The organism is Lentzea pudingi (assembly GCF_014646255.1).
GTDB classification, from domain to species: domain Bacteria; phylum Actinomycetota; class Actinomycetes; order Mycobacteriales; family Pseudonocardiaceae; genus Lentzea; species Lentzea pudingi.
Genome location: NZ_BMNC01000023.1, coordinates 1 through 23,864 on the forward strand (window position 1 = coordinate 1; position 23,864 = coordinate 23,864).

At 69.0% G+C, this 23,864-nt stretch carries 23 protein-coding genes and 1 riboswitch; of the genes, 8 read left to right on the top strand and 15 right to left on the bottom strand.

Translation table 11 applies throughout. The annotated features are described in order from the left end of the window. Positions 1 to 303: 303 nt before the first annotated feature. Both IEY88_RS40255 and IEY88_RS40260 read right to left on the bottom strand, forming a co-directional pair. Positions 304 to 1,644, bottom strand: coding sequence for a polysaccharide lyase 6 family protein (locus IEY88_RS40255; RefSeq protein WP_189160171.1), 1,341 nt, complete (start codon positions 1,642 to 1,644; stop codon positions 304 to 306). 43 nt (positions 1,645 to 1,687) lie between these two features. After that, positions 1,688 to 2,122: an NUDIX hydrolase gene (locus IEY88_RS40260; protein WP_189160172.1), complete on the bottom strand. Its 435-nt coding sequence runs from the start codon at positions 2,120 to 2,122 to the stop codon at positions 1,688 to 1,690. Positions 2,123 to 2,196: 74 nt separating this feature from the next. On the opposite strand from IEY88_RS40260, the gene IEY88_RS40265 reads away from it, so the two are divergent. From IEY88_RS40265 to IEY88_RS40285, 5 genes are all read left to right on the top strand, one after another. Next, complete coding sequence (locus IEY88_RS40265) at positions 2,197 to 3,129, top strand: SPFH domain-containing protein (protein ID WP_189160173.1); 933 nt, start codon at positions 2,197 to 2,199, stop codon at positions 3,127 to 3,129. After that, on the top strand, positions 3,129 to 3,353 hold the full coding sequence (locus IEY88_RS40270) for a type II toxin-antitoxin system antitoxin (protein WP_189160174.1): 225 nt from the start codon (positions 3,129 to 3,131) through the stop codon (positions 3,351 to 3,353). Before IEY88_RS40265 ends, IEY88_RS40270 begins: the two co-directional genes overlap by 1 nt. 161 nt (positions 3,354 to 3,514) lie before the next feature. After that, positions 3,515 to 5,770: a glycoside hydrolase family 3 N-terminal domain-containing protein gene (locus tag IEY88_RS40275; RefSeq protein WP_189160175.1), complete on the top strand. Its 2,256-nt coding sequence runs from the start codon at positions 3,515 to 3,517 to the stop codon at positions 5,768 to 5,770. Positions 5,771 to 5,895: 125 nt separating this feature from the next. Further along, a complete protein-coding gene (rpsT, locus tag IEY88_RS40280; RefSeq protein ID WP_166047155.1) occupies positions 5,896 to 6,162 on the top strand; it encodes a 30S ribosomal protein S20 in 267 nt (88 codons plus the stop codon). A gap of 98 nt (positions 6,163 to 6,260) precedes the next feature. Further along, positions 6,261 to 7,070 (top strand): hypothetical protein, encoded by an 810-nt coding sequence (locus IEY88_RS40285; protein ID WP_189160176.1) that lies wholly within the window; start codon positions 6,261 to 6,263, stop codon positions 7,068 to 7,070. A gap of 42 nt (positions 7,071 to 7,112) precedes the next feature. On the opposite strand, the gene holA is transcribed toward IEY88_RS40285, so the two are convergent. Then, the gene (gene holA / locus IEY88_RS40290) at positions 7,113 to 8,090 is read right to left on the bottom strand and encodes a DNA polymerase III subunit delta (protein WP_189160177.1); all 978 of its coding nucleotides are present in this window, start codon (positions 8,088 to 8,090) and stop codon (positions 7,113 to 7,115) included. A gap of 78 nt (positions 8,091 to 8,168) precedes the next feature. Beyond that, positions 8,169 to 8,313: riboswitch (SAM riboswitch) on the top strand. A gap of 11 nt (positions 8,314 to 8,324) precedes the next feature. Here holA and thrC point away from each other — a divergent pair. Next, positions 8,325 to 9,581 (top strand): threonine synthase, encoded by a 1,257-nt coding sequence (gene thrC, locus IEY88_RS40295; RefSeq protein ID WP_189160178.1) that lies wholly within the window; start codon positions 8,325 to 8,327, stop codon positions 9,579 to 9,581. 486 nt (positions 9,582 to 10,067) lie between these two features. On the opposite strand, the gene IEY88_RS40300 is transcribed toward thrC, so the two are convergent. The 9 genes from IEY88_RS40300 to IEY88_RS40340 form a co-directional block, all read right to left on the bottom strand. Continuing rightward, positions 10,068 to 12,923 carry a DNA internalization-related competence protein ComEC/Rec2 gene (locus IEY88_RS40300; RefSeq protein WP_189160179.1) on the bottom strand — a complete coding sequence of 952 codons (2,856 nt, stop codon included), beginning with the start codon at positions 12,921 to 12,923 and terminating at the stop codon, positions 10,068 to 10,070. A gap of 954 nt (positions 12,924 to 13,877) precedes the next feature. Further along, on the bottom strand, positions 13,878 to 14,576 hold the full coding sequence (locus IEY88_RS40305) for a ComEA family DNA-binding protein (RefSeq protein ID WP_189160180.1): 699 nt from the start codon (positions 14,574 to 14,576) through the stop codon (positions 13,878 to 13,880). Positions 14,577 to 14,663: 87 nt separating this feature from the next. After that, positions 14,664 to 15,557 (bottom strand): DegV family protein, encoded by an 894-nt coding sequence (locus IEY88_RS40310; protein ID WP_189160181.1) that lies wholly within the window; start codon positions 15,555 to 15,557, stop codon positions 14,664 to 14,666. 11 nt (positions 15,558 to 15,568) lie between these two features. Continuing rightward, entirely contained in the window at positions 15,569 to 16,291 is a 723-nt protein-coding gene (octT, locus tag IEY88_RS40315) for a diglucosylglycerate octanoyltransferase (RefSeq protein ID WP_189160182.1), read from the bottom strand. Then, positions 16,288 to 16,893 carry a histidine phosphatase family protein gene (locus IEY88_RS40320; protein WP_189160183.1) on the bottom strand — a complete coding sequence of 202 codons (606 nt, stop codon included), beginning with the start codon at positions 16,891 to 16,893 and terminating at the stop codon, positions 16,288 to 16,290. The genes octT and IEY88_RS40320 overlap by 4 nt, the downstream gene beginning before the upstream one ends. A gap of 9 nt (positions 16,894 to 16,902) precedes the next feature. After that, on the bottom strand, positions 16,903 to 17,286 hold the full coding sequence (gene rsfS / locus IEY88_RS40325) for a ribosome silencing factor (protein WP_189160184.1): 384 nt from the start codon (positions 17,284 to 17,286) through the stop codon (positions 16,903 to 16,905). A gap of 141 nt (positions 17,287 to 17,427) precedes the next feature. Continuing rightward, the gene (gene cspE, locus IEY88_RS40330; protein WP_030468099.1) at positions 17,428 to 17,631 is read right to left on the bottom strand and encodes a transcription antiterminator/RNA stability regulator CspE; all 204 of its coding nucleotides are present in this window, start codon (positions 17,629 to 17,631) and stop codon (positions 17,428 to 17,430) included. Between the two features lie 85 nt (positions 17,632 to 17,716). Further along, positions 17,717 to 18,298 carry a nicotinate-nucleotide adenylyltransferase gene (nadD, locus tag IEY88_RS40335; protein ID WP_189160185.1) on the bottom strand — a complete coding sequence of 194 codons (582 nt, stop codon included), beginning with the start codon at positions 18,296 to 18,298 and terminating at the stop codon, positions 17,717 to 17,719. 182 nt (positions 18,299 to 18,480) lie between these two features. After that, a complete protein-coding gene (locus tag IEY88_RS40340; protein ID WP_308426052.1) occupies positions 18,481 to 19,251 on the bottom strand; it encodes a cytochrome P450 in 771 nt (256 codons plus the stop codon). A 108-nt stretch (positions 19,252 to 19,359) separates the two neighbouring features. On the opposite strand from IEY88_RS40340, the gene IEY88_RS45320 reads away from it, so the two are divergent. Then, positions 19,360 to 19,518, top strand: a complete 159-nt coding sequence (locus IEY88_RS45320; RefSeq protein ID WP_308426053.1) for a hypothetical protein — start codon at positions 19,360 to 19,362, stop codon at positions 19,516 to 19,518. 147 nt (positions 19,519 to 19,665) lie between these two features. Here the strand turns inward: IEY88_RS45320 and IEY88_RS40345 are convergent, their stop codons facing one another. Continuing rightward, positions 19,666 to 20,964 carry a glutamate-5-semialdehyde dehydrogenase gene (locus tag IEY88_RS40345; RefSeq protein ID WP_373294279.1) on the bottom strand — a complete coding sequence of 433 codons (1,299 nt, stop codon included), beginning with the start codon at positions 20,962 to 20,964 and terminating at the stop codon, positions 19,666 to 19,668. 30 nt (positions 20,965 to 20,994) lie between these two features. Between IEY88_RS40345 and IEY88_RS40350 the strand changes: the two genes are divergently transcribed. Further along, complete coding sequence (locus tag IEY88_RS40350; RefSeq protein WP_189160186.1) at positions 20,995 to 23,079, top strand: RecQ family ATP-dependent DNA helicase; 2,085 nt, start codon at positions 20,995 to 20,997, stop codon at positions 23,077 to 23,079. Here the strand turns inward: IEY88_RS40350 and IEY88_RS40355 are convergent. Both IEY88_RS40355 and shbA read right to left on the bottom strand, forming a co-directional pair. Continuing rightward, a complete protein-coding gene (locus tag IEY88_RS40355; RefSeq protein WP_189160187.1) occupies positions 23,024 to 23,263 on the bottom strand; it encodes a hypothetical protein in 240 nt (79 codons plus the stop codon). The two genes, IEY88_RS40350 and IEY88_RS40355, sit on opposite strands and share 56 nt — an antisense overlap. A 7-nt stretch (positions 23,264 to 23,270) precedes the next feature. Continuing rightward, positions 23,271 to 23,852 (bottom strand): RNA polymerase sigma factor ShbA, encoded by a 582-nt coding sequence (gene shbA / locus IEY88_RS40360; protein WP_189160232.1) that lies wholly within the window; start codon positions 23,850 to 23,852, stop codon positions 23,271 to 23,273. Positions 23,853 to 23,864: the final 12 nt, after the last annotated feature.

Sequence of the window (23,864 nt, forward strand, 5' to 3'; positions counted from 1 at the left end):
TTACTGGCTGTGTTTCGGCACGCTGTTGAGTTCTCAAAGAACACGCGCTCACCGCAGTCACATCAGCTTTTCGCTGACTTACTTCCGGGGCTGTGTTTGAAGCTTATTTGGTCTTGCTCTCCGGTGTCAAATCGGCCTCTTGGAGGCTCTTTCTCTTCCGGTTTTTTGGCCAGGCCCGTTCCGGTCTGTATTTCCCGGCCCGCTTCGCTCTGACATGGAGAACATTACACGGGCCTGTTTCGATCTCCAAATCGGGGGGTCCCGGTAACCGCCACACGGCGGCTACCAGGACAAATGCGTTCGTCAGGGTGCCGAGACCCCGACGTCGGCCTTCGTCAGCGGCTTCCGCACCGCCGCCGAGTTGTACTCATCCGCTCCGACATCACGCGTGCCCGAGCGCGCCTGAAGGTCGAAGTCACGAGTCACATAGGAGTAGGAGCTGGCGGAAGCGTTGATCGCCGGGCTGCCGGACGCCAGTCGCAGCAGACCGTTCGAGTCGCGCACGAGCTTCGGGTCCACCTTCTTGTAGCCGGACGGGATGCCGGCCGTACCGCCCCACACGATGTTGCCCTCGTACTTGACCGTCGACCCGGACATCATGTCGACCAGCTTTGAGGACGAGCCCTGGATGATGTTGTTCGCGAGCACGCAGTCCTTGGGCGCGTAAGTGCCGGTGTCGCTGTCGACCACGGCGCCCGTGCCGATCAGGGTATTGAACGCGACCGTCACGCGGTCCGGGCGGTCGTGCGACGTGGAGGCCGGGCCGCTGTCGGTCTCCGAGCCCTTGCCGAACACGATCGCGCGGTCCGCGGTGTTCTGCACGTAGTTGTTGAACACCTTGTGGTCGTTCCCGTGGAACCGGATGCCGCTGCCGAACAGGACGTTGCCCTCGACCGTGGTGCGGTTGCCGTGCCGCAGGACGATGTAGCCCTTGCTGTCGCGGATCGTGTTGAAGCGGATCGTGTTGTCCGACGCCTTCACGGAGATGGCCTCGGGATCGCCGTTGGCCTTCTCGAAGAGGTTGTACTCGATGATGGCGTTCGCCGACTTCGACTGCTTGTGGCTGAAGCCGAGCCTGATCGACTCGCCGCCGTTCGAGCCGGAGAACGAGTGGTTGTAGAAGTAGTTGTGGTGGACGTGGGTCCGCTGGGCGATCCCGTCGCCCGATCCCGTGATCTGCAGGTACACGCCCTCGTTGCTGCGGTTCGAGAACGTGTTGTGGTCCACCTCGACGTCGTCCGCGCCGACCGTGAGCGAGGAGCTCGGTTTGTCGCCGTTGTAGGTGTTGCGGGTGATGCGGGTCCCCGCGGCCTCGGCGGGGACCGAGAGCGTGCTGGTTCCGTCGAAGACGAAGCCTTCGATCGTCACGTCTCGAACGGCCCCGAGTTGGAAGCCGCCCTGGGTGAACACCGTGCGGCCGACGTTCTCGGCGGCGATGGTCACGCCCGACCTGGTGATCTTGATGGGCTCGGCGGGAGCGTGCACGCCCTCGGCCAGGACGATGCGCTGGCCAGGTCGTGCGGTGTCGAGCGCGGCCTGCAGGGAGGACGCGGTCGACACGCTGACGACAGCAGCGAAGGCAGGCACGTGGACGAAGGACGACAGCAGGGCGGCCGCGCCGACTGCGGCCAGTGATCGGATCATTCGCCAACTCCGGTGTTGGGTTGTCGGCGGCGGTGAAGCCAAGCTAACGCAAGATTCCGGCAGGTGGGGTAGTCCGGTACAAACCAAGGGCCGTGTCGAGCGACGGCACCCGCTCCAGTTGTCCGATGTCTGCCAGCGGGTGCCACTGGGCGAGGTCCGTCGTGCCGCCTACCTCGTTGCGCAGTTCGCCGCCCACGACCCGCACCTCGTACATGATGCGAAGTGCGTGGTAGTCGCGGTCGGGGTCCTCGCGGAGCTCGGAGTCGATGCCGAGCAGGCGGACCACCTCGGCGACGTACCCGGTCTCCTCCTCGAACTCCCGGACGACCCCGTCGTACGGGTGCTCGCCGTGGTCGATGCCGCCTCCCGGCAGGATCCAACGTTTGCCCTTTGGGCCAAGCCAGCGCGCGAGCAGGATCTCGTCGTCCTCGTTGATGCACACCCCGTACGCCGCCACACGCTGCTTCTTCGCCCTCATGCGACGCAGCGTAACTTGCGATCACCCTGAGAAAAGTGATATCACTTAGCTACTACTTCGCTAGGGGGTCCTGGATGAGTGCATCCATCGAAACGACGGTCCAGATGCCGGCGCCTGTCGTCCGCGAGAAGCAAGCGCGGGAACTGCCCGGTCTGCTCATGTTCTTCGCTGGGTTGGCGGTGCTCGCTGTGGGCGTGTGGACGATCATCGAGGGGATCAAGGCGACCGACGCTGCCGACGGCGACCCGGCGGCCGGGCTGCTGCTCACCGGAGTGCTGGTGTTCCTGGCCGCCGCGGTGATCTGGAAGGGGCTCTTCACGGTCGCGCCCGGCGAGGTGCGCGTGCTGCAGTTCCTCGGCCGTTACGTGGGCACGGCGCGCACGGACGGTCTGCGGTGGGCGAACCCGCTGACCACGCGGGAGAAGATCTCCGTGCGGATCCGCAACCACGAGACGGCGACGCTCAAGGTCAACGACGCCGACGGCAACCCGATCGAGATCGCGGCCGTAGTCGTCTGGCAGGTCGAGGACACGGCGCGCGCACGGTTCGAGGTCGACGACTTCGTTCGATTCGTCGGCATCCAGACCGAGACGGCCGTGCGGCACATCGCGAACAGCTACCCGTACGACAACCACGAGGAGACCGGTCTGTCGCTGCGGGAGAACGCGGACGAGATCACCGAGACGCTCGCGATCGAGATCTCGGCACGCGTGCAGTCCGCCGGCGTGAAGGTGATCGAGTCCCGGCTCACGCACCTCGCGTACGCGCCGGAGATCGCCCACGCCATGTTGCAGCGGCAGCAGGCCGGCGCGGTCGTCGCGGCACGGACGCGGATCGTCGAGGGTGCCGTCGGCATGGTCGAGCTCGCGCTGGAACGGCTCGCGGCTCACGACGTCGTCGAGCTCGACGAGGAGCGCAAGGCGGCGATGGTCTCGAACCTCCTCGTGGTCCTGTGCGGTGACCGTTCCACTCAGCCCGTGGTGAACACCGGGTCCCTCTACACCTGATGGCAGATCGCAAAAGCGTTCTGCTCAGGCTCGATCCGGCCGTGCACGACGCGCTCAGCAGGTGGGCGAACGACGAGCTGCGCAGCACCAACGCGCAGATCGAGTTCCTGCTGCGGCGTGCGCTGGCGGACGAGGGCCGGTTGCCCGGCGAGGCGAAGAAGATGCCCCGCCGCGGCAGGCCACCGAAGAACCCGGAGCCTGAGGAACCACCGGAACAATCCTAGGAACCTGTTCCGGAACTCCCCGGACGCGAGGTCCTGAACAGGCGTTTCACCTGCATGAAAACGCTGTCATTCAGTTCATCCGTTCGGGGGTGTTTTGACCGACTCCTCCACGCGAGGGTGTGCCACGGGCGCACCGGGAACGTGGAGGAGTCTTGTCTTTGATGTCCCGCAAGCGCGCTGGTCTCGGCGTGCTGGGCGTTGCTGTGGTGATCGCGTCGCTGACACCGGCTGGTGGTCTGGCGGCGGGTAAAGAGATCTACTTGGACAGTCGGGCGTCGACGGAACGGCGGGTCGAGGACCTGCTGCGCAGGATGACGGTCGAGGAGAAGATCGGGCAGATGGCCCAGATCCGCGTCGGGAAGCTGCGCGGTGACTGCAACAACGTCAACGGGCCGTTGGTCGACTCCTGCCTGAAGGCGGTCCTCGCCGACGCGCACGTGGGCTCGATCCTGTCCGGCGGTGGTGACGCGCCGCTCGACAACACGCCCAAGGCGTGGGCCGAGATGAACAACGCGATCCAGCGCTACGCGTTGGAGAACAACCGGTTGAAGATCCCGATCATCTACGGCTCCGACGGCGTGCACGGGCACAACAACGTCATCTCCGCGACGATGTTCCCCCACCAGATCGGGCTCGGCGCGACCTGGGATCCGGGACTGCAGGAGAAGATCGGTGTGTCGGCGTCGAAGGCCTTGCGCGCCACCGGTGTCTTCTGGAACTTCGCGCCCGTCTCGGACATCGCGCGGGACACGCGCTGGGGCCGTTACTACGAGACCTACAGCGAGGACCCGTTCCTGTCCGGCCAGCTGGCGGCGGCGAACGTGCGCGGGCAGCAGGCAAAGGTGGACGACACCGCGCAGCTGACCGCGACGGCGAAGCACTTCGCCGGCTACTCGGCGCCGGAGAACGGGCACGACCGCGCGGCCGCGCAGATCCCGATCCGGCAGCTGCAGGACCTGGTGCTGCCGTCGTTCCAGGCGCAGTTCGACGCGGGCGTGAAGACCGTGATGATCAACTCCGGCTCGATCAACGGCGTGCCGGTGCACGCGTCGAAGTACATGCTGCAGACGCAGCTGCGGGACCGCATGGGTTTCAAGGGCGTCGCGGTCTCCGACTGGCAGGACATGAAGTACCTGGTGGACCGGCACAAGGTCGCGCCCGACTACAAGACGGCGATCGCGATGAGCGTCAACGCCGGCGTGGACATGGCGATGGAACCGTCGAACGCGGCCGAGTTCACGTCGTTGCTGCTGGCGAACGTGCGCGACGGGTCCGTGTCGCGCGGGCGGATCGACCAGGCCGTGCGGCGGGTGCTGAAGCTGAAGTTCGACCTGGGGCTGTTCGAGAAGCCGTACGTGGACCCGGCGAAGGCCGACGGGGCCGTGGTGAACGCGGACCGGGACCTGGCGCGCAAGGCCGCGGCCGAGGGCACCGTGCTGCTGAAGAACGACGGCGTGCTGCCTCTTTCGGCGTCTGCCAAGAAGATCGTCGTGACCGGTGAGACCGCGGACGACGTGCGGCGCCAGCTCGGTGGCTGGACCGTCGAGTGGCAGGGCGTGCCGGACGACTCGCCGTTGCCGCCGACCGCGACCGTGCTGACCGGTGTGCGTGAGGCCGTTCCTGGTGCGTCCGTCGTGCACGCTCCGACTCAGGCCGCGGCGGTGTCCGAGTCCTCGGATGCGGACGCGGTCGTCGTCGTGCTGGGTGAGAAGCCCGGTGCGGAGGGTCCTGCCGACACGGAGAACCCGGTGCTGACGCCCGAGCAGCAGGCCTGGGTGGACGCGGTGCAGGCGACCGGCAAGCCGGTGGTCGTGGTGCTGCTGACCGCGCGTCCGCAGGTGCTCGGTGCGGCGGCGGACGCGAACGCGCTGGTCGCGGGCTGGTTGCCGGGCAGTGAGGGTGGCCGGGCGATCGCCGACGTGCTGTTCGGCGCGGTGAACCCGAGCGCCAAGCTGCCGATCTCGTGGCCGAAGGCGCTGGGCGACCCGACGCTGACCTACGACCAGCTGCCGGGGGCGAACACCTCGGCGGGCGCGAAGTACGACCCGCTCTACGCGTTCGGGCACGGGCTGTCGTACACGTCGTTCACGACCTCGGGGACGACGGTGTCCGTTGATCGCCGGGACGGCGTGGTGAAGTTCACGGTGGCGAACACCGGTGGGCGCGCGGGCACCGCGGTGGTGCCGGTCTACGTGCGTCAGCCTGCCTCGCCGGTGCTGACCCCGGACGCCCGTCTGGTGGGCTTCACCCGCGTGGAACTCGCTGCGGGACAGTCGAAGCAGGTCGAGGTGTCGTTCAAGCTCTCGCAGCTGGCCCTGACCGTCGGCGACGTGGACGGTGACGGACGGCGTGAGGTCGCCCGCGGTGGCTATGAGGCCGTGGTGGGTGCCGAGAAGGCCGCCTTCACGGTGCGCTGAGCTGGCCTGATATCCTTCGTCGTCGTGAACGCGCGGCTCTCCGCCGTGGAGGAGACCTGGCCCTTGTGGCCGGTGCCGACATAGCGCGTCACGAACTCCGGTTTCGACAAGAAGGGTGATGTCGCATGGCGAACATCAAGTCCCAGCTCAAGCGGATCAAGACCAACGAGAAGGCCCGCCTTCGCAACAAGTCGGTCAAGTCGTCCCTGAAGACGGCCATCCGCAAGTTCCGCGAGGCTGCCGAGGCCGGTGACAAGGCGAAGGCCCTGGAGCTGCTGCAGGACGCGTCCCGCAAGCTCGACAAGGCCGCCACCAAGGGCGTCATCCACGCCAACCAGGCCGCCAACAAGAAGTCGGCGATGGCCCTGCGCGCGAACGCCCTCGAGGGCTGATCTCGCTCGTAGACCTTCGAGCTTCTGCTTGGGGCTCCACCTCCTCCGGGAGGTGGGGCCCTTTTGCTTTCGGTGCTGGACGCGGTAGGCGTAGCTCCATGGAATCGCTGCCGCGCATCGACTTCTTCGAGCTGCACGACCTCGACGGCACCCCGCCCGTGCTGAGGACCCTGCACACCGAGTCGATCATGACCATCTACCGGCTGACGGACGCCGCGCGCGAGTACTCACGCCCGTTGGCGCTGGCGTTGCGGTCGGGCGCGGACCACCGGATCGTCGACCTCTGCGCGGGGTCGGGCGGGCCGGTGCCGCTGATCCAGCGCCGGTTGCACGCGCAGGGCGTCCACACCCAGGTCACGCTGACGGACCTGGTGCCGAACGTGCCCGCTTTCGAGCGCGTGGCCCGGCAGAACCGGCGCCGCCTGCCCGACCCGTGCTGCTCTGTCTCTCATGTCGCGTCGCCGGTCGACGCGACGGACTGCCGGTTGGAAGGGACGCGGACTATCTACGGCGCCTTCCACCACTTCCCGCCCGCCCTGGCCGCGCGGATGCTGCAGAACGCCGTCGACACCCGGCAGCCGATGGTCGTCGTGGACACCAAGCGCTCGTGGCTCTACGTGCTGGTGTTCCCGTTCTTCCTCACGCTGGCCGTGCTGCTGGCGGCGCCGTTCCAGCGCAATCCCCTGCCGCGCTACCTGCTGCGGCTGGCGCTGACCTACGTCGTACCGGTGCTGCCGTTCATGATGTTCTTCGACAGCGTGGTGTCGTTCCTGCGCATGTACGGGCGCGCGGAACTGCGGCGGATCGTCGACGGGCTGGACGGCACCGACTCGTTCGACTGGACGATCGGCGTCGCACCCGGCTTCACCGGAACCCAGTACCTGATCGGGATCCCGCGCCGGCCGTGATCCGACAGCGCCGGGCGTGATCGTCAGCGGCGGCCGTGATCGTCAGCGGCGGCTGTGCGCGGCCACGATCCGGAGCACAGCGCGCTCCAGCGCGTAGTCGGCGTCGGCCGCCACGCCCTTCACGTCGGCGTTGAGCCCCGCGACCACCTGCATCGCCTCGGCGAGCCCCGACTGGTCCCAGCCGCGGGACTGGGCCTGCGCCTTCTTGATCTTCCACGGCGGCATGCCGAGCGGCCCGGCCAGGCTGAACGGGTCGGCGCGACCCACAGCGGACACGCGCGCGACCGTGCGCACCGCGTCCGCCAGCGCGTCCGCGACCAGCACGTGCGGCACGCCGAGCTGCATGGCCCACCGCAGCGCCTCCATGGCACCGGCCCGGTCACCGACGACGGCCTTCTCCGCGACGGCGAACCCCGTCACCTCGGCCTTGCCCTGGTGGTAGCGGCGGATCTCCTCGACCGTCACCTTGCCGTCGGTGTCGGAGACGAGCTGCGACGCGGACGCGGCGAGCTCGCGCAGGTTCGTGCCCACGGCGTCGATGAGCGTGGCGACGGCCTCCGAGTCGATCTTGCCGCCCGCGCGCCGCACCTCGTTGCGCACGAACGCCTCGCGATCACCCTGCTTGGTGACCTTGGCGCACTCCGTGACCGCGGCACCGGCCTTCTTCAGCTGCCCCGGCAGGTCCTTGGCCGCCTTGCTGCGACCACCGCCCGTGTGCACGACGACTAGCGTGACGCCGTCCGCGGGCGCCTTGACGTAGGAGAGCACCATGTCGGCGATCTCCTTGCTGATGTCCTGCCCGTTCTGCAGGACGATCACGCGGCCCTCCGCGAACAGCGACGGACTCACCAGTTCGGCGAGCTCCGGAGCCGTGAGATCAGTCACCTGGACGCGGGTCAGATCGGCGGTCGAGTCGACCTCCCGTGCGGCCTCGAGAGCCGCCCGAACAGCACGTTCGACCAGCAACTCCTCCTCGCCGATGACGAGGTGCAGTGACTCCGGTGCGCTCACGCTCCGCATCCTTCCACGTCCCGGATCGTGGACGATGGTGGCCGCGCGGCGGACTGTTGCCGTAGCTTGGTGACCACAACTGAACACCGCTCATCCAGAGGGGCAGAGGGAACGGCCCGAAGAAGCCCCGGCAACCGGCGTCAGCGCCATGCGCAGAACCTTGTGCAGAGCTATGCGCAGACGATCACGGTGCCAATTCCGACCCGTTCGATATTCGCGGGAAAGATGAGGAGATACCTCGCGATGACTGCTGTCACTGTGCCCACGAGCACGAAGTTCGACCTCGGCCCTGCCCGGGCACTGCTGTGCCGGGAGTGTGGGAATGAGACCCCTCTCGCTCCTGAGTACGCCTGTCTCGAGTGTTTCGGGCCGCTGGAAGTGGCCTACGACTTCGGGAAGATCCGGCGCGAGGACATCGAGGCCGGCCCCAGGTCCATCTGGCGCTACCGCGGCCTCCTCCCCGTTCCGTCCACTGTGGAACAGCACCCGAACACCGATCCCGGCGGCACCCGCCTGGTCGAGGCGCACAACCTCGCCAAGGCCCTGGGCGTCCGCAAGATCTGGGTGAAGGACGACACCGGCAACCCCACGCACTCGTTCAAGGACCGCGTCGTCGGCGTCGCGCTCGCCGCCGCCCGCGAACTCGGCTTCAAGGTGCTGGCCTGCCCGTCCACCGGCAACCTGGCGAACGCCGTCGCCGCGGCCGCCGCCCGCGCGGGCTGGAAGTCCGTCGTTCTCGTGCCCTCCAACCTCGAGCGCGCCAAGATCCTCATGAGCGCGGTGTACGAAGGCGCCCTGATCGCCGTCGACGGCAACTACGACGACGTGAACCGCCTCGCCCAGGAGCTCGCCGCGGAGAACGAGGACTGGGCGTTCGTGAACGTCAACGTCCGCCCGTACTACGCGGAAGGCTCGAAGACGCTCGGCTACGAGGTCGCCGAGCAGCTCGGCTGGCGCCTGCCCGACCAGATCGTCGTGCCGATCGCGTCCGGCTCGCAGCTCACCAAGGTCGACAAGGCGTTCCGCGAACTCGGCCAGCTCGACCTCGTCGAAGCCTCGCCGTACAAGGTGTTCGGCGCGCAGGCCACCGGCTGCTCCCCGATCTCCGCCGCCTTCAAGGCGGGCCACGACGTCATCCGCCCGGTCCGCCCGGACACCATCGCCCGCTCGCTGGCGATCGGCGCCCCGGCCGACGGCCCGTACGTGCTCGACGCCGTCCGCCGCACCAACGGCGCCATCGAGGACGTGACCGACGAAGAGGTCGTCGAGGGCATCAAGCTGCTCGCCCGCACCGAGGGCATCTTCGCCGAGACCGCCGGCGGCGTGACCGTCGCGACGGCGAAGAAGCTGATCGAGTCGGGCCAGCTCGACCCCGACGCCGAGACCGTGCTGCTGATCACCGGCGACGGCCTCAAGACCCTCGACGCGCTCGGCGACACGATCGGCCCGCGCGCCACGGTCCCGCCGTCGGCCGAGGCCGTCATCAAGGCACTGGGTTAATCACCTCCTCTCGGCGGCTCGGGGACGCGCGTGCGTTCCCGAGCCGCTTCAGTCCGGTCATCAGGGGATCTGGCATGCTCCAGGCGTGGATCTGTGCCCCTTGTGCTCCGCGCCGCTGACCGGCCGGACCGTGCGCGAGGCCTCGCCGGATGACCCTCTTCGCGCACGCCGCAAGGAGGTGCGCGAGCTGAGGCAATGCGTTCCATGCCGCCACCTCGTCTGGCGACCTGAACGCGACACCGGTCCGTGGTCCGACGGCGGTCCGCTTCTCCCCGAGCACGACTACCTGTTCGCGACCCTGCAACCACTGCCCGAACCGTGGGCTGTGGTCAAAGACCCGCAGACGAGAGCCGACCTGGAAGCACAGCTGCGCACCGAGGTCGCGGGCGGACATCCGTTGTACGGCAAGAAGGTCATCGCAGTCGCCCGCTGCGAGCGCTGCGACGAGGTCGTGTACAGCGTTGAGGAAGACCCCGGCTGGTTTGCTCAGGTCCACCTCACGTGGCGATCAACTCCGGACCGACCACCATGGCCGTGGACGGAGCGCCTGTTGCTGCCGTTGACCACGAGCCTTCTCGACCACGGCCACTGATCCTGCCGGCTCACAAAGCGATCGCGTCCGTCTTGAGCCAGCCCGTGCGCGGGAAGCGCTGCAGGCCGGCCACCACGTGCGGCCCGACCGGCTCCACGGCCGCGCGCCACGCCACGACCCGTTGCGGCCACGGGGCTTCCGCCTTGAGCGCGTTGTAGTGGTAGTCGTGCCAGACGTCCGGCGCCACCCGCAGCTCGTCGTCGAACACCCGCTCGGCGACGAGGTCGTACGCCTCCTCCGGTGTCTCCGCCTTCGTCGGCGGCAGCACATGCGTGGTCACCGCCCTGTGGGTGACGGCGCGAGTGCCGTCTTCGAGCGTTTCGCAGATGTAGTAACCGAAATCGGGTTTCAGTTCGTCGTGCGGCCACGGCGTCGCCGAGTAGTTCGTCTGCCACAGCGCCCACGCGAGCCCTGGCGTGCCACCGGGAATCGGGTAGCGCGCGTTGAACAACCTGACCCAGACCATCTCTTCTCCTTCGTACGATTCGGTTTCCCGGCAACACCGCCAGGTCTCCGTCCTTGTCCGTGCGCAACACCAACGCACCTCCAGTCCGCAGCAAGTCAACGACGTGCGGACTCGGGTGCCCGTACCTGTTGCCCGCGCCGACGCTCACCAGCGCGACCCGAGGCCGTACGGCCTTCAGGAACGCGGGCAGCGAGGACCGCGACCCGTGGTGCGGCACCTTGAGCACCTCGGCGTTCAGGTCCCGCTCCCCCAGCAACGCCGCCTGACCGGCCAGTTCGACGTCGCCGGTGAGCAGCACCCGGCCCGCCCTCGTGTGCGCCCTGAGCACGAGCGAGTAGTCGTTCACCGTCGTGTTCCCGTCCTCGGCGACCGGCGGCCGCCTCGGTCCCAGCACCTCCAACTCCAGTCCTGGCAAGGCGAACCGCTCGCCCGCCTTCGGCTCCACGACCCGCACGTTCCGAGCGCGAACCCGTTCGCTGACCTCCCTCCACGCCCACGCGGGCTCCTTGAGCGGCCCGACGGCCACCGCTCCCACCGCACGCCCGGTGAGCACGGCGTCGAGACCGCCGACGTGGTCCGCGTGCAGGTGCGTCAGCACCACCAGCGGAATCTTCTTGATCCCCAACGTCTTCAAGCACCGGTCGACCGCACCGGGATCGGGCCCGGTGTCGACCAGCACCGCCGTGTCGGCGGCATCGGTGGCGAGGACCAGCGCGTCGCCCTGACCCACGTCGCAGTTGACGACCTTCCACCCGGCTGGCGGCCAGACCGGCGCCACGACTCTCAGCGGCACCAGCACCACGAACACGCCGACGAGCACCGCGACAACCAACGTCCGCGTCTTCTTGAACCGCACCAGCAACACGACCGCCGCTGTCACGCCGGTCAGCGCGAGCGCTCCGACCCAGCCGTCCGGCCAGCCGACCGCCGCACCGGGCACGGCCGACGCCTGCCGCCCGACCGCGATCAGCCAACTCACAGCAGGCCCAGCGACGTGCGTGACAACCTCGGCCACCTGGGGCGAGAGCGGCGCGACAGCCGCCGCCAGCACACCCAGCACCGTCGCCGGCGCGACCACCGGCCCAGCCACGAGGTTCGCCACCACCGACACGAGGCTCACCTGCCCGGACAGCCCCGCCACCACCGGAGCAGTGGCCAGGCTCGCGGCCATCGGCACGACGATCGCCTCAGCCAGCCCGTTCGGCACGCCACGCCGTTTCAGCGCCCGCGCCCACTTCGGCGCGACGAGCACCAAAGCCGCCGTCGCCACCACGGACAACGCGAACCCCGGATCACCACCCAGCGCCGGATCGTGCAGCACCAGGACGAGCACCGCCGTCGCAAGGCTCGGCACAGCGGACCGCTGCCGGCCCAGAACCAACGCCAGCAACGCCACAGCACCCATGACGGCAGCCCTGAGCACACTCGGCTCCGGCCCTGCCAGGACGACGAACCCGACCAGCGCCACCAGCGCCGCGCCGGCCGCCGGACGCGGCCCGAGCCGTCTGGTGAGCAGGTAGACCGCCCCGCAGATGATCGCCAGGTTCGCCCCGCTCACCGCGAGCAGATGGGCAAGACCCGCCGTCCGGAACTCCTCCACGATGCGCGGCACCATCTGCTCGGTGTCGCCCACGACGAGCGCCGGCAGGAGCCCGGCCTCCTCGTCGTCGAGAACCTCGCTGGCCTGCCTCAGGCCGTCCCTGAGGTCGCCGGCCCACGTCTGCCAGACCGGCGGCGGCTGCACGTCCTGCGGCGGACCGCGCACCCGCAGCAACGCCGACGCCAGATCGCCGCCCTGGGGTGGCGCGAGCGTGCCTCTCACCGTGACCTTCTGCCCTGGCAACAGATCCCGCCACTTGTCCGCCGGAGCGAACAGCACGAGCTGCGCACCGTTCGCCGTCGCCTTGATCACGACGTTCTCCACTCCCGCCCGGGTGCCGCCGAAGCCCGCGGCCCGGATGCCTTTCGGTCTGGTGGTGAGCTCGACCGTGAGGGTGGTGCTGCGGCCTTCGTCAGCCGCCAGGCGGAGTGGGTGGGACTCGGCTCGCAGGACGTTGCCGCCCACCCAGGCCGCGGCCACCGGTCCGGAGATCAGGAGGGCTATCGCGCAGGTCTTGGTCCACCAGGCCCTGCGCCACGCTGTGAGGCCGATGGCTCCTGCTGCCAGGCCGGTGAGCACTGCGACCTGCCAGCTCAGGAAGAGCCCGGCCACGGCGGTCGTCCAGACCGCGGCTGCTGCGGGGACCAGGCGGTAGTCATGGGTTATCGGGTGGTTGCGAGCCATACGGGCCTCCCCTGGCCGGTGGGAGGTCTCGGGTCAGGGGTGGGGCTGCCTTGGCGCGGCTGTGGGAGTTTCGGGAGATGGGGACGGGATCGGTGCTGGGTCGGGTGGGGCTGGATCTGGGGGCGTTTGGCGGTGGGGTGGTGCCAGGTGGTGTCGATGCGGGAGGGGCGGGTGATGCGGGCTGAGGGCATGGCTGACTCCGATCTGGGAGGTGGGGCGGGCGCTGGGTGGGGCGGGCGCTGGGGTGGGGCGGGCGCCGGGTGCGGAGGGCGCCGGGTGCAGAGGGGATGGGCGGGGATTGCGCGGCGGGAAGGAGATGGGTGGGGAGGGGATGGGTGGGATTGGTGATTGGGACTGGGGTCGGGGCACGGCGGGGTGGCGGGTGCGGCATGGGTGGGGCATGGCGGAGTTGGGGCACGGCGGAGTTAAGGCGCCGGGACGAGTGGAGTCGGGCTGGGTGCCCAACGGGTTGTGTCGCTGGGGGCGGGAAAGACCGGCGAGTGAGATTGGAGCGGGTGCGCAGGGCTGGGTGCGCGGCGCGGAGTTGTGCGGCAGAGACGGTGGAACCGGTCAGTGAAGCCGGGAGCGTTGGCGCTGGGGCGTGCTGGCGTTGCGAGGCGGGGTTTGTTGGTGTGGCAGGGGTTTACGGTCGGTGGACGGTTGCGGTGCAGATGCGGCAGGGGCGTTGCATCAGGACTGGCGGGACTGTGAGCGGGGCGGGCGGGGACGGGCTTGGTGGGGGTGGCGGTGAGGCGGCGGCCAGTAGGTGGCGGAGGGCTGTGGCCAGGGGGCGGGGGCGGCGGTGGGGCGGGGTTGGGGAGCGGTGGAGGGGGAACGTGAGAGTCAGTGGGCGGATTAGGTGGGTGTGGTCTGCCGGTGGTGGGGGTGCGGCGGTCAGGTGGCGGTATTGGGCCCTTGTGCGGTGGTAGAGGGCCAGGGCCCTGGTGGCGAGGGTCATGTGTGGACCAGGTCGGCGAGCTTGGCCAGTTTCGACTCGCCTATGCCTTCCACGTCGCGTAGCTGGTCCACTGAGGCGAACGGGCCTTTGCGGGTGCGGTGGTCGACGATGCGTTGAGCCGTCACCGGGCCTACGCCGGGGAGGGCGTCCAGTTCGGTCGTTGTGGCGGAGTTCAGGTTCAGCTTCGGCTGGGTGCCGCCTGCCTGGGGCGCGCCTGGTTGGAGTGGGGGTGGGATGCCCACCGCTATCTGTTCGCCGTCGGTGAGTTTGCGGGCCAGGTTCAGGTTGTGGAGGTTCGTGCCCGGTTTCACGCCTCCGGCCAGGCGGATGGCGTCGGCGACCCTGGCGCCCGACGGCGCGGTGACGAGGCCTGGGCTGGCGACCTCGCCGACCACGTTCACGACCAGTTCGGGAGCCGGCGCGGAGGTGCTCACGAGTGCGAGGGCCGGGGCCGGTTCGGCGGCGGGGCTCTGCCACCAGCTGCCCAGGCCTATCACGGTGCACGCCACGGCCACACCGGCGGCGAGCAGGCCACGGCGTGGGAGCCGCGGCAGGCGGAAACGGCGAGTGGGCGGGCCGTGTTCGTCCGAGTCCTCTGATCGTGCGTAGACCAGGGTCGGGTCGGCTCTCACCTTGTCGGCCAGGGCGGCCAGGCGTTCGGTCGGGAGGGAGTCCTGGTGGGAGCGGGGGAACATGCGAGCGACGTTACGGAGCGGGGCGGGCGGGGAGGTGGGGTGAACTCCGGGGCTGTGGATTACTCGCGGGTTGTGGACAGGTCGCGATCACTCGCGGTTCTGGGACGGGGAATTGTCGGGGGTCTGTGGGAGACTGTCGGGTCCTCCCGGCAGCACCACGACGCCCAGTACGCCCGGGCCGGTGTGCGCGCCGATCACCGCGCCCACCTCCGAGATCACGCATCCCGTCGAGCCGGGCAGCCGTTCGTCCAGGCGGGTCGCCAGTTCGGCGGCGCGTTCGGGAGCGGCCAAGTGGTGCACGGCCAGTCCGACGGGACCATCGCCCGCCGCGGCCGCCGCCAGGTCGACCAGGCGGCTCACCGCGCGACTGATCGTGCGCACCTTCTCCAGCGGCACGATCCGGCCGTCGTCCATGTGCAGCAACGGCTTCACGGCCAGCGCGGTGCCCACCAGCGCCGCCGCCGTGCCGATCCGCCCGCCCCGGCGCAGGTGGTCCAGCGTCTCGAGGCAGAAGAACATCCGCGTCTGCTGAGCGGCCGAGGACGCAGCGTCCTCGACCTCGGCGGGCGAACACCCGGCCGCCACGGCCGCGCACGCGCGCAACACCGAGAACCCGAGTCCCATGCCCGTGGACCGAGAGTCGGCGACGCGGATCCGGGAAGAATCGATCTCGTCGGCGGCCAGGCGTGCGGCCTCCCACGTCCCGGACAGCTCACGAGAGAGATGCACGGACACGACCGCGTCCGACGACGACAGCACCTCGCGGTAGACAGAGGCCATCTCGCCGGGTGTGGGGCGTGACGTGGTCACCCGGCGGTGCTCGGCGAGAGCGCCGGCCAGCTCGGAAGGACCGAAGTCGACGCCGTCGAGGCGTCCGGCACCGTCCACCGCGACGTGCAGCGGCACGACGGTGATCGCATGGCGCTTCGCGAACCCCTCGGGCAGGTATGCCGTGGAGTCGGTGACGATGGAGATGCGCACGAGCGACGAGCCTACGGGGCGCACTCCTCCGAGGGACTCAACGGCACGGACGAGATCAAGGCCGCCATCGCCTTGCCCACCAACTCGTGGCCCTCCCAGCCCCAATGCATCCCGTCCGGATTCCCTGCGCCGGACCGGACGTGCTCCCCGATCACCGTCGGCAGATTCAGCAACGGCACCCCCGCACCCGCGGCCCATCCACGCACGGCCGCAACCGCAGCCGCGTGCCCCTGGTGCGCGTAGGCGTACGTAGCCGCGCGGTGCACCGACGGCACGATCCCGACCGCCGGCATCGTGTACTGCAGATTGCGAACGGACTGCAGCATGTCCCGCAGATAGCGCGCGGTCAGCGCAGGAGGCAGCGACGCGCGCGTGTAAGGCGCCAACCGAGGCTGCACGAACTGATAGCGCGCACGAACCCAACGACGCAGCCAGTCCGGCCGCACATAACGCAGCCCCTCGCGCAGATAAGTCGGCAACGGCGAGGGCAGCGTGTCCATGCTGCCCACCGCGAACACCAGCACATCCGTACGGGGCAGCAACGACCAGATCCGCGGGTCCCCGGTCAACGCCCACCAGGCGTCCCGCGCCGTCCACCCGAACCCGGCCGCCAGCTCCGCGGAACCACCCAGCGCCTCGGCACAGATGTTGTGCCACAGGCGTGGGTGGTCAGCGGGCAGCGGGCCCGAGGGCCCGAAGAACGACAGCGAGTCCCCGAGGACGAGCAGTCTCAACGCGTGGTGCCCGCGTTGTACGACGTCAGCCGCCAGAGGTCGTTGCGCCGGGTGAACACGGTCCAGTGGCAGTTCGAGATGCCGCCGAGCTGCGACCAGTTCTCCACCGGCAGGCCGAGCAGCCGTCCGGTCAGGGCGCTGATCAGGCCGCCGTGCGCGCACAGCAGGACTGTTCCGGAGAATTCCGCGTCCACCTCGTGCACGACCTTGATGGCCCGCTCGGCGACCTCGACGCGCGACTCGCCGTCGGGCGGCGCGAAGGTCGGGTCGGTGCGCCACACCCTGACCGCGCCCGGCCACTCCTGCTCCACCTCGGCGACGTTCAGGCCCTGCCACTTGCCCAGGTGGGTCTCGCGCAGCCGCTCGTCGATCCGCAGCGGCACGTCCGTCGACGTCGTGAAGACACCGGCGGTGTTGCGCGCGCGTTGCAGGTCGGAGGCCACGACGATCTCCGGTTCGAACCCGGCGAGCACCGGGACGGCGAACCTGGCCTGGTTCAAGCCGGTCTCGGTGAGCGCCGAGTCCAGATGACCCTGCAGACGACCGGTCGCGTTGTAGTCGGTCTCACCGTGCCGCCACAGCACGAGCCGGCTCAGGGCCATCAGCTACCTCTATTCAGCCGTGGACTCGGCGGGGACGTCCGCTTCGAACTCGATCTGCGGGCAGTCCTTCCACAACCGCTCCAGGCCGTAGAAGCTGCGCTCCTCGACGTGCTGCACGTGCACCACGACGTCGATGAAGTCCAGCAGCACCCACCGGCCCTCGCGGGCTCCTTCGCGGCGCACCGGCTTCTTGCCGGCCTCCCGCAGCTTCTCCTCGATGTTGTCGACGATCGCGCCGACCTGCCGCTCGTTCGGAGCGGACGCGATCACGAACACGTCCGTGATCACGAGCTGGTCGGAGACGTCGAGCACCGTCACGTCGTGCGCCTTCTTGTCGGCCGCTGCGTTCGCCGCGACCAGCGCCAGCCGTCGTGCCTCGTCGGTGGCTGCCACGTCACTCCTCTGACTTCCGGCGAGCGTCGATACGCCCACACGAGTTACTGAGGGTACCGGCGCGCGCCAACAGGTACTTCACACGCGGGCATGACGAAGGCCACCTCAGCGCCCTGAGGTGGCCTTCACCTGCGCCGATGCTTAGAGCGGGCGGACCTGCTGGGCCTGCGGGCCCTTCTGGCCCTGACCGACCTCGAACTCGACCTTCTGGTTCTCTTCGAGCGAACGGAAACCCTTCGACTGGATCTCCGAGTAGTGCACGAAGACGTCCGCCGAGCCGTCGTCGGGCGCGATGAAGCCGAAGCCCTTTTCAGCGTTGAACCACTTCACGGTGCCAGTAGCCAAAGTCTTGCCTTCCACGAACCAGCAACAACCCGCTGATTGTTGCTCCCCGCGCCCTCGGATGCACGCAAAATCCACTCGAACGTGGTTACGACTCGGCGTACAGGCCTGTTTTTGCGATGTACTGGACTACTCCGTCTGGTACCAGGTACCAGACCGGTTGACCGGACGCAGTCCTTGCGCGACAGCCAGTTGACGAAATGGCCATGGCAGGGATCTCGACGAGCGACACCGAACCGGGCGGTAGGTGACGGTCGTTCAGCACGTACCCCGGACGGGTGACTCCGATGAAATGGGCGAGGTCGAACGCGTCCGCCGCTCGCTTCCACGACAGGATCTGTTCCAAGGCGTCCGCACCCGTGATGAAGAACAGCTCGGCGTCCGGGTACTGCTTCTTGAGGTCCGTGAGCGTGTCCACGGTGTAGGTGGGGCCGTCGCGGTCGATATCGACCCTGCTGACCGAGAACCGGGGGTTCGAGGCCGTGGCGATGACCGTCATCAGGTAGCGGTCCTCGGCGGCGGAGACCTCCCGCGACGACTTCTGCCAGGGCTGACCCGTCGGCACGAAGATCACGCGATCCAGGTCGAACCGGTCCTGCACCTCGCTGGCGGCCACCAGGTGGCCGTGGTGGATGGGATCGAACGTGCCACCCATGACGCCGATGCGCATCGAGCCAGCGTAGACCGGCGTCAGGCCGCTCCCGAGACCTGACGCCGGTCGTGCTGATCACACCGCACGGCTCAGGGGGAGGACGAGCCGTTCGGGTCGCGGCTCACCCCGAAGCAAAGCCGCGCGCACTGGAGGAACGCGCGGACGCCTCCCCCATTACGCGGGTCGGCCCAAGATTTTCTTCACCAGGCCACCACGAGCTTCACCGGGCCCCTGACCAGCGAACCCTTGCGGAACTCGACGGGTTCGGCGAGCCGCAGACCGGGCATGCGGCGCAGCAACGTGCCCAGCGCGACCTGCAGTTCCATCCGGGCGAGCTGCGAGCCGAGGCAGAAGTGGATGCCGTGCCCGAACTGCATGTGCTGGCCGACCTCGCGCTCCACGTCCAGTTCGGTGCTGTTGGCGTACATCGCCTCGTCGCGGTTCGCCGACGACACGACCACCAGCACGGCGTCGCCTTCCTTCACCAGCGCGTTGCCGACCTGGACGTCCTCGGTCGCGATGCGGGTGAAACCGGCGCCGCTTCCCAGCGGGATGAACCGCAGCAGCTCTTCGATGGCGTTCGGGAGCTTCTGAGGGTCGTCCTGGAGACTCTTCATGGCTTCCGGGTGCTCGAACAGGGTCACGACGCTGTTCGAGAGCATGTTCGCCGTCGTCTCGTGGCCCGCTACCAGCAACGTGATGCCGAACCGGACGAGCTCGTCCTCGCTCAGCCTGTCCTCGTTGTCCCGCGCGGCGACGAGCGCAGTGATCAGATCGTCCGTGGGGTGTGCACGGCGCTTGGCGACGAGTTCGACGAAGTAGGCGTGCAACTTCATCATGCCGTGCATGGCCTCTTCGGGCGTGTGCCCGCCGACCGTCGCCAGCACCTGGTTCGACCACCTGCGGAAGTCGTCGCGGTCCTCGAACGGCACCCCGAGCAGCTCGCAGATGATCGTGATCGGGAACGGCATGCTGAAGCCCTCGACCAGGTCACCGGGGTTGTCGAGGCGGTCGAGCAGGGCGTCGGCGATCTGCTGGGCACGGGCCGCAGCTCCTCGATCCGGCGCACCGTGAACGCCTTGGACACCAACCGGCGCATGCGCGCGTGGTCCGCGCCGTCGTGCGTGAGGATCGATCCGCCCGGCGCGATGAGGGGCTGCATCCGCGGCACGTCCTGGCCGACCGTCCGCGCGCGGCTGAACCGCGGGTCGCCCAGGACGAACTTCGTCTCTTCGTAGGACGTGACGAGCCAACCCTCGCCGCCATACGGGTACGTCACGCGCGTGACGGGCTCATCACGCCGTAGACGTTCGTAGGTCGGATCGAGGGTCAGGCCGTCAGTTTCGGAGAACGGGTAGGTGGGAGCCATGTCTCCGAACGTAGAGCTACGCCTTCGGGCGGGTGTGGCCTTCGCCCCACACGACCCATTTAGAGGACGTCAGCTCGGTTAGGCCCATCGGGCCCCGAGCGTGCAGCTTCTGCGTGGAGATGCCGATCTCCGCGCCCATGCCGAACTCCGCGCCGTCCGTGAAGGCCGTGGAAGCGTTGACGAAAACCGCCGCCGCGTCCACACGGGCCGTGAACCTGCGTGCTGCCGTGACGTCGTTCGTGACGATGGCCTCGCTGTGGCCGGAACCGTACGCCGCGATGTGCTTCACGGCTTCGTCCAGCGAGTCGACGACCTTCGCGGAGATGTCGAGGCTCAGGTACTCGGTGCCCCAGTCGTCGTCGTTGGCTTCCAGGACGTCGGCCTGCTGGGCGAACTCCTCGTCGCCGTGGATGGTCACGCTCTCCTGCTGCAGCGCCTTGGTGATGCGCGGGACGAACTCGTGCGCAATGTCCTTGTGCACCAGCAGGGACTCGGCCGCGTTGCACACGCTCGTGCGCCGCGTCTTGGCGTTGAGGACGATCGCCTCGGCCATGTCGAGGTCGGCGTTCGCGTCGACGTACACGTGGCAGTTGCCGACGCCGGTCTCGATCGTGGGCACCGTCGCCTGCTCGACCACGGCGTTGATCAGACCGGAGCCGCCGCGCGGGATCACCAGGTCCACCAGGCCGCGGGCGGTGATGAGGTGGGTGACGGACGCGCGGTCGTGGCACGGCAGGAGCTGCACGCAGTCGGCCGGCAGGTTCACGCTTTCGAGTGCATCGCGCAGGACGGCGACGAGCGTGGTGTTGGAGTTCTCGGCGGTCGAGGAACCCCGCAGCAGCGCGGCGTTGCCCGACTTCAGCGCGAGACCGGCGGCGTCGACCGTGACGTTCGGGCGGCCCTCGTAGACCATGCCGACGACGCCCATCGGGACGCGGACCTGCTTGAGCTCCAGCCCGTTCGGGAGGATGCCGCCGGTGATCACCTGGCCCACCGGGTCGCCCAGGCCCGCAACGGTTTCCAGGCCCACCGCGACGGCGTCGACGCGCGCCTCGGTCAGCGTGAGGCGGTCGAGGATGTTGGCCGGGAGACCCGCTGCGCTGCCCGCTTCGAGGTCCTTCTGGTTGGCCTCGATGATCTCTGGCGCGCGCTCGCGGAGCGCGGCGGCCATCGCGTGCAGAGCGGTGTCCTTGCGCTCACGGGTGGCGAGGACGAGTTCGTCGGCGGCGACGCGGGCGCGGCGAGCAGCGCCGTGCACCTGGTCGCGCAGGTCATCAGTCACGCCACATAGCTTACGACCTGCGACAATCACAATTGTCAGAGTGGCCTGGCAAGCTTGCTCCCCATGGACGACATCGCGTTGCGAGAACTGGCGGAGGAACGGCTCCGGGCACTGGCGGGCCCTGGGGCTGTGCTGCGCGAGGACCAGTGGACGGCGATCCACACCCTCGTGGCCCAGCGCCGCAGGGCGCTCGTCGTCCAGCGCACGGGCTGGGGCAAGTCGGCCGTGTACTTCATCGCGACGGCGTTGCTGCGTCAGCTCGGTGAAGGCCCCACGGTCATCGTGTCGCCGTTGCTCGCGTTGATGCGCAACCAGATCGACGCGGCGGCGCGAGCCGGCGTGCACGCGGTGACGATCAACTCGGCGAACCCCGGCGAGTGGGACGCCGTGCAGGAGCAGGTGGCGGCCGGCGAGGTCGACGTGCTCCTGGTGAGTCCGGAGCGGCTGAACAACCCCGACTTCCGGGACGCGGTGCTGCCCTCGCTGACGGCGTCGGCGGGCATGCTCGTCGTCGACGAGGCGCACTGCATCTCGGACTGGGGTCACGACTTCCGCCCGGACTACCGCAGGCTGCGGACGCTGCTGACGGAGCTGCCACCGGGCGTGCCGGTGCTGGCGACGACGGCGACGGCCAACAACAGGGTGGTCCACGACGTGACCGAGCAGCTGGGGCTCGGCGCCGAGGAGGGCACGCTGGTGCTGCGCGGGCCGCTGGACCGCGACAGCCTGCGGTTGTCGGTCGCCTTGCTGCCGACCGCGGAGTCACGGCTCGGGTGGCTGGCCGAGCAGCTCGACCGCATGCCTGGTTCCGGGATCATCTACACGCTCACGGTCGCGGCGGCGGACGACATCGCGGCGTTCCTCGCCTCGCGCGGTTTCGCGGTGGCCGCGTACTCGGGCAAGACCGAGCCCTCGGAACGGGAACGCGCCGAGGAGGACCTGCTGGGCAACAAGGTCAAGGCGCTCGTCGCCACCTCCGCGCTCGGCATGGGTTTCGACAAGCCGGACCTGGGGTTCGTCGTGCACGTCGGCGCCCCCTCCTCCCCGATCGCGTACTACCAGCAGATCGGCCGGGCGGGCCGCGGCGTCGAACGGGCCGAGGTGGTCCTGCTGCCTGGCCACGAGGACAGGGACATCTGGGCGTACTTCGCGTCGCTGGCGTTCCCGCCCGAGGTGGTGGTGCGGCAGGTGCTGTCCGCACTCGACGGCGCGGGCAGGCCGCTCTCGACGGCGGCGCTGGAGCCGATGGTCGAGCTGTCGCGCGGCAGGCTCGAGGTGGTGCTGAAGGTCCTGGACGTCGACGGCGCGGTCCGGCGTGTGAAGGGCGGCTGGGAGTCGACGGGCCGGCCGTGGGAGTACGACGGTGAGCGGTACGCGCGCATCGCGGAGGCGCGCAAGGCCGAACAGCAGGTGATGGTCGACTACCTGCGCACCGACGCGTGCCGGATGAAGTTCCTGCAGGACCAACTCGACGACCCGACCTCGCACGAGTGCGGCCGGTGCGACAACTGCACCGGTGAGCGGCTCTCGGTCGAGGTGTCCGAGGTGGCGGCGGAAGCGGCCCGCGAACGGTTGCTGCGCCCCGGCCTGGACGTGGCGCCGCGCAAGATGTGGCCGACGGGCATGAACGCGATCGGCGTCCCGCTGTCCGGCAAGATCCCCGCGACCGAGGTGGCGGCCACGGGCCGGGCGCTGGGCCGCCTCACCGACATCGGCTGGGGCAACCGGCTGCGCGACCTGCTCGCGGACGGTGCCGACCGCGAAATCCCGGACGACGTGTTCGCGGCGTGCGTGAAGGTGCTGACGGCGTGGAACTGGGACGAGCGGCCGGTCGGCGTGGTGACGGTCGGCTCGCGCCGGCGTCCGCAGCTGGTCGGCAGCTTCGGCCAGAAGATCGCGTCGATCGGGCGGCTGCCGTTCCTGGGCACCGTGTGGCTCGGCGAGTCGACGCACCGCGCCAACTCCGCGCAGCGCCTCGCCGGGCTGGTGCGGGCCGGCGAGACACCGGACGTGTCCGGCGTGGACGGTCCGGTGCTGCTGGTGGACGACCACATCGACACCGGCTGGACGATGACGGTGGCGGCTCGGATGCTCAGGAAGGAGGGGGTGTCCGCGGTGCTGCCGTTCGCGCTGGCGGTGACGAACTGATCAGCGACACCGACCAGCCGAGCAGACCGATCGCGATCGAGCACACGCCGAACGCAATGAGGCCCAGCAGCACCGGGAGTTCTTTCGGCAACATCGGCGGATGCAGGTGCACGTCTCCATTGACGGCACCTGCCTGCACCACGGTGGCAGCGGTCGCCGTCACGACTGAGTTGTCGACGGTCATCTCCGGCTCACCGTTCGTCAGCACGAGCAGACCAGGCGAAAGAGGTGGCCAGTTCAGCAGCGGCGATCTCCTTGCGCAGCCGCCCCAGCGCACGATGACGCGCCACCCGCACCGCCCCCGGCGTCGAGCCGACCGCCTCAGCGGTTTCTTCGGCAGAAAGCCCGACCATCACCGTCAGCACCAGGATCTCCCGCTGCTTCTCCGGAAGGAGGTGGAGCAACCGGCTCATCTGGCTGGAAAACTCGCTCTGCATCGCTCGCTGCTCCACGGCTTCCATTTCCGCCACGTCGGGGCTGCGCTCGTGGCGGTCCCTGGCGGCAGCCCGATGCGCGTCGGCGACCTTGTGCACCGCTATCCCGTAGACGAACGCGAGGAACGGTCGCCCCTGATCGCGATACTTGGGCAAAGCGGTCAGCACTGCGAGACACACGTCCTGCGCAACGGAGTCCGCCGTGACGGCGCTTCTTCCGACCCTCGCACGGCAGTACTTCACCACCAGAGGACGGATGAAGTGCAACACGCGTTCAATCGCTTGGCGATCGCCGGCTACCGCAGCTGACACGTCTGCCTCGCTGCCTGCCACAGGCATGGCCCCGCGACG

Coding starts and splice junctions, on each gene's coding strand:
- IEY88_RS40255 (WP_189160171.1), bottom strand. CDS start 1,644: ATGATCCGATCACTGGCCGCAGTCGGCGCGGCCGCCCTGCTGTCGTCC.
- IEY88_RS40260 (WP_189160172.1), bottom strand. CDS start 2,122: ATGAGGGCGAAGAAGCAGCGTGTGGCGGCGTACGGGGTGTGCATCAAC.
- IEY88_RS40265 (WP_189160173.1), top strand. CDS start 2,197: ATGAGTGCATCCATCGAAACGACGGTCCAGATGCCGGCGCCTGTCGTC.
- IEY88_RS40270 (WP_189160174.1), top strand. CDS start 3,129: ATGGCAGATCGCAAAAGCGTTCTGCTCAGGCTCGATCCGGCCGTGCAC.
- IEY88_RS40275 (WP_189160175.1), top strand. CDS start 3,515: ATGTCCCGCAAGCGCGCTGGTCTCGGCGTGCTGGGCGTTGCTGTGGTG.
- rpsT (WP_166047155.1), top strand. CDS start 5,896: ATGGCGAACATCAAGTCCCAGCTCAAGCGGATCAAGACCAACGAGAAG.
- IEY88_RS40285 (WP_189160176.1), top strand. CDS start 6,261: ATGGAATCGCTGCCGCGCATCGACTTCTTCGAGCTGCACGACCTCGAC.
- holA (WP_189160177.1), bottom strand. CDS start 8,090: ATGCGGAGCGTGAGCGCACCGGAGTCACTGCACCTCGTCATCGGCGAG.
- thrC (WP_189160178.1), top strand. CDS start 8,325: ATGACTGCTGTCACTGTGCCCACGAGCACGAAGTTCGACCTCGGCCCT.
- IEY88_RS40300 (WP_189160179.1), bottom strand. CDS start 12,923: ATGGCTCGCAACCACCCGATAACCCATGACTACCGCCTGGTCCCCGCA.
- IEY88_RS40305 (WP_189160180.1), bottom strand. CDS start 14,576: ATGTTCCCCCGCTCCCACCAGGACTCCCTCCCGACCGAACGCCTGGCC.
- IEY88_RS40320 (WP_189160183.1), bottom strand. CDS start 16,893: ATGGCCCTGAGCCGGCTCGTGCTGTGGCGGCACGGTGAGACCGACTAC.
- nadD (WP_189160185.1), bottom strand. CDS start 18,298: ATGCGCATCGGCGTCATGGGTGGCACGTTCGATCCCATCCACCACGGC.
- IEY88_RS40340 (WP_308426052.1), bottom strand. CDS start 19,251: ATGCCGTTCCCGATCACGATCATCTGCGAGCTGCTCGGGGTGCCGTTC.
- IEY88_RS40350 (WP_189160186.1), top strand. CDS start 20,995: ATGGACGACATCGCGTTGCGAGAACTGGCGGAGGAACGGCTCCGGGCA.
- IEY88_RS40355 (WP_189160187.1), bottom strand. CDS start 23,263: ATGACCGTCGACAACTCAGTCGTGACGGCGACCGCTGCCACCGTGGTG.
- shbA (WP_189160232.1), bottom strand. CDS start 23,852: ATGCCTGTGGCAGGCAGCGAGGCAGACGTGTCAGCTGCGGTAGCCGGC.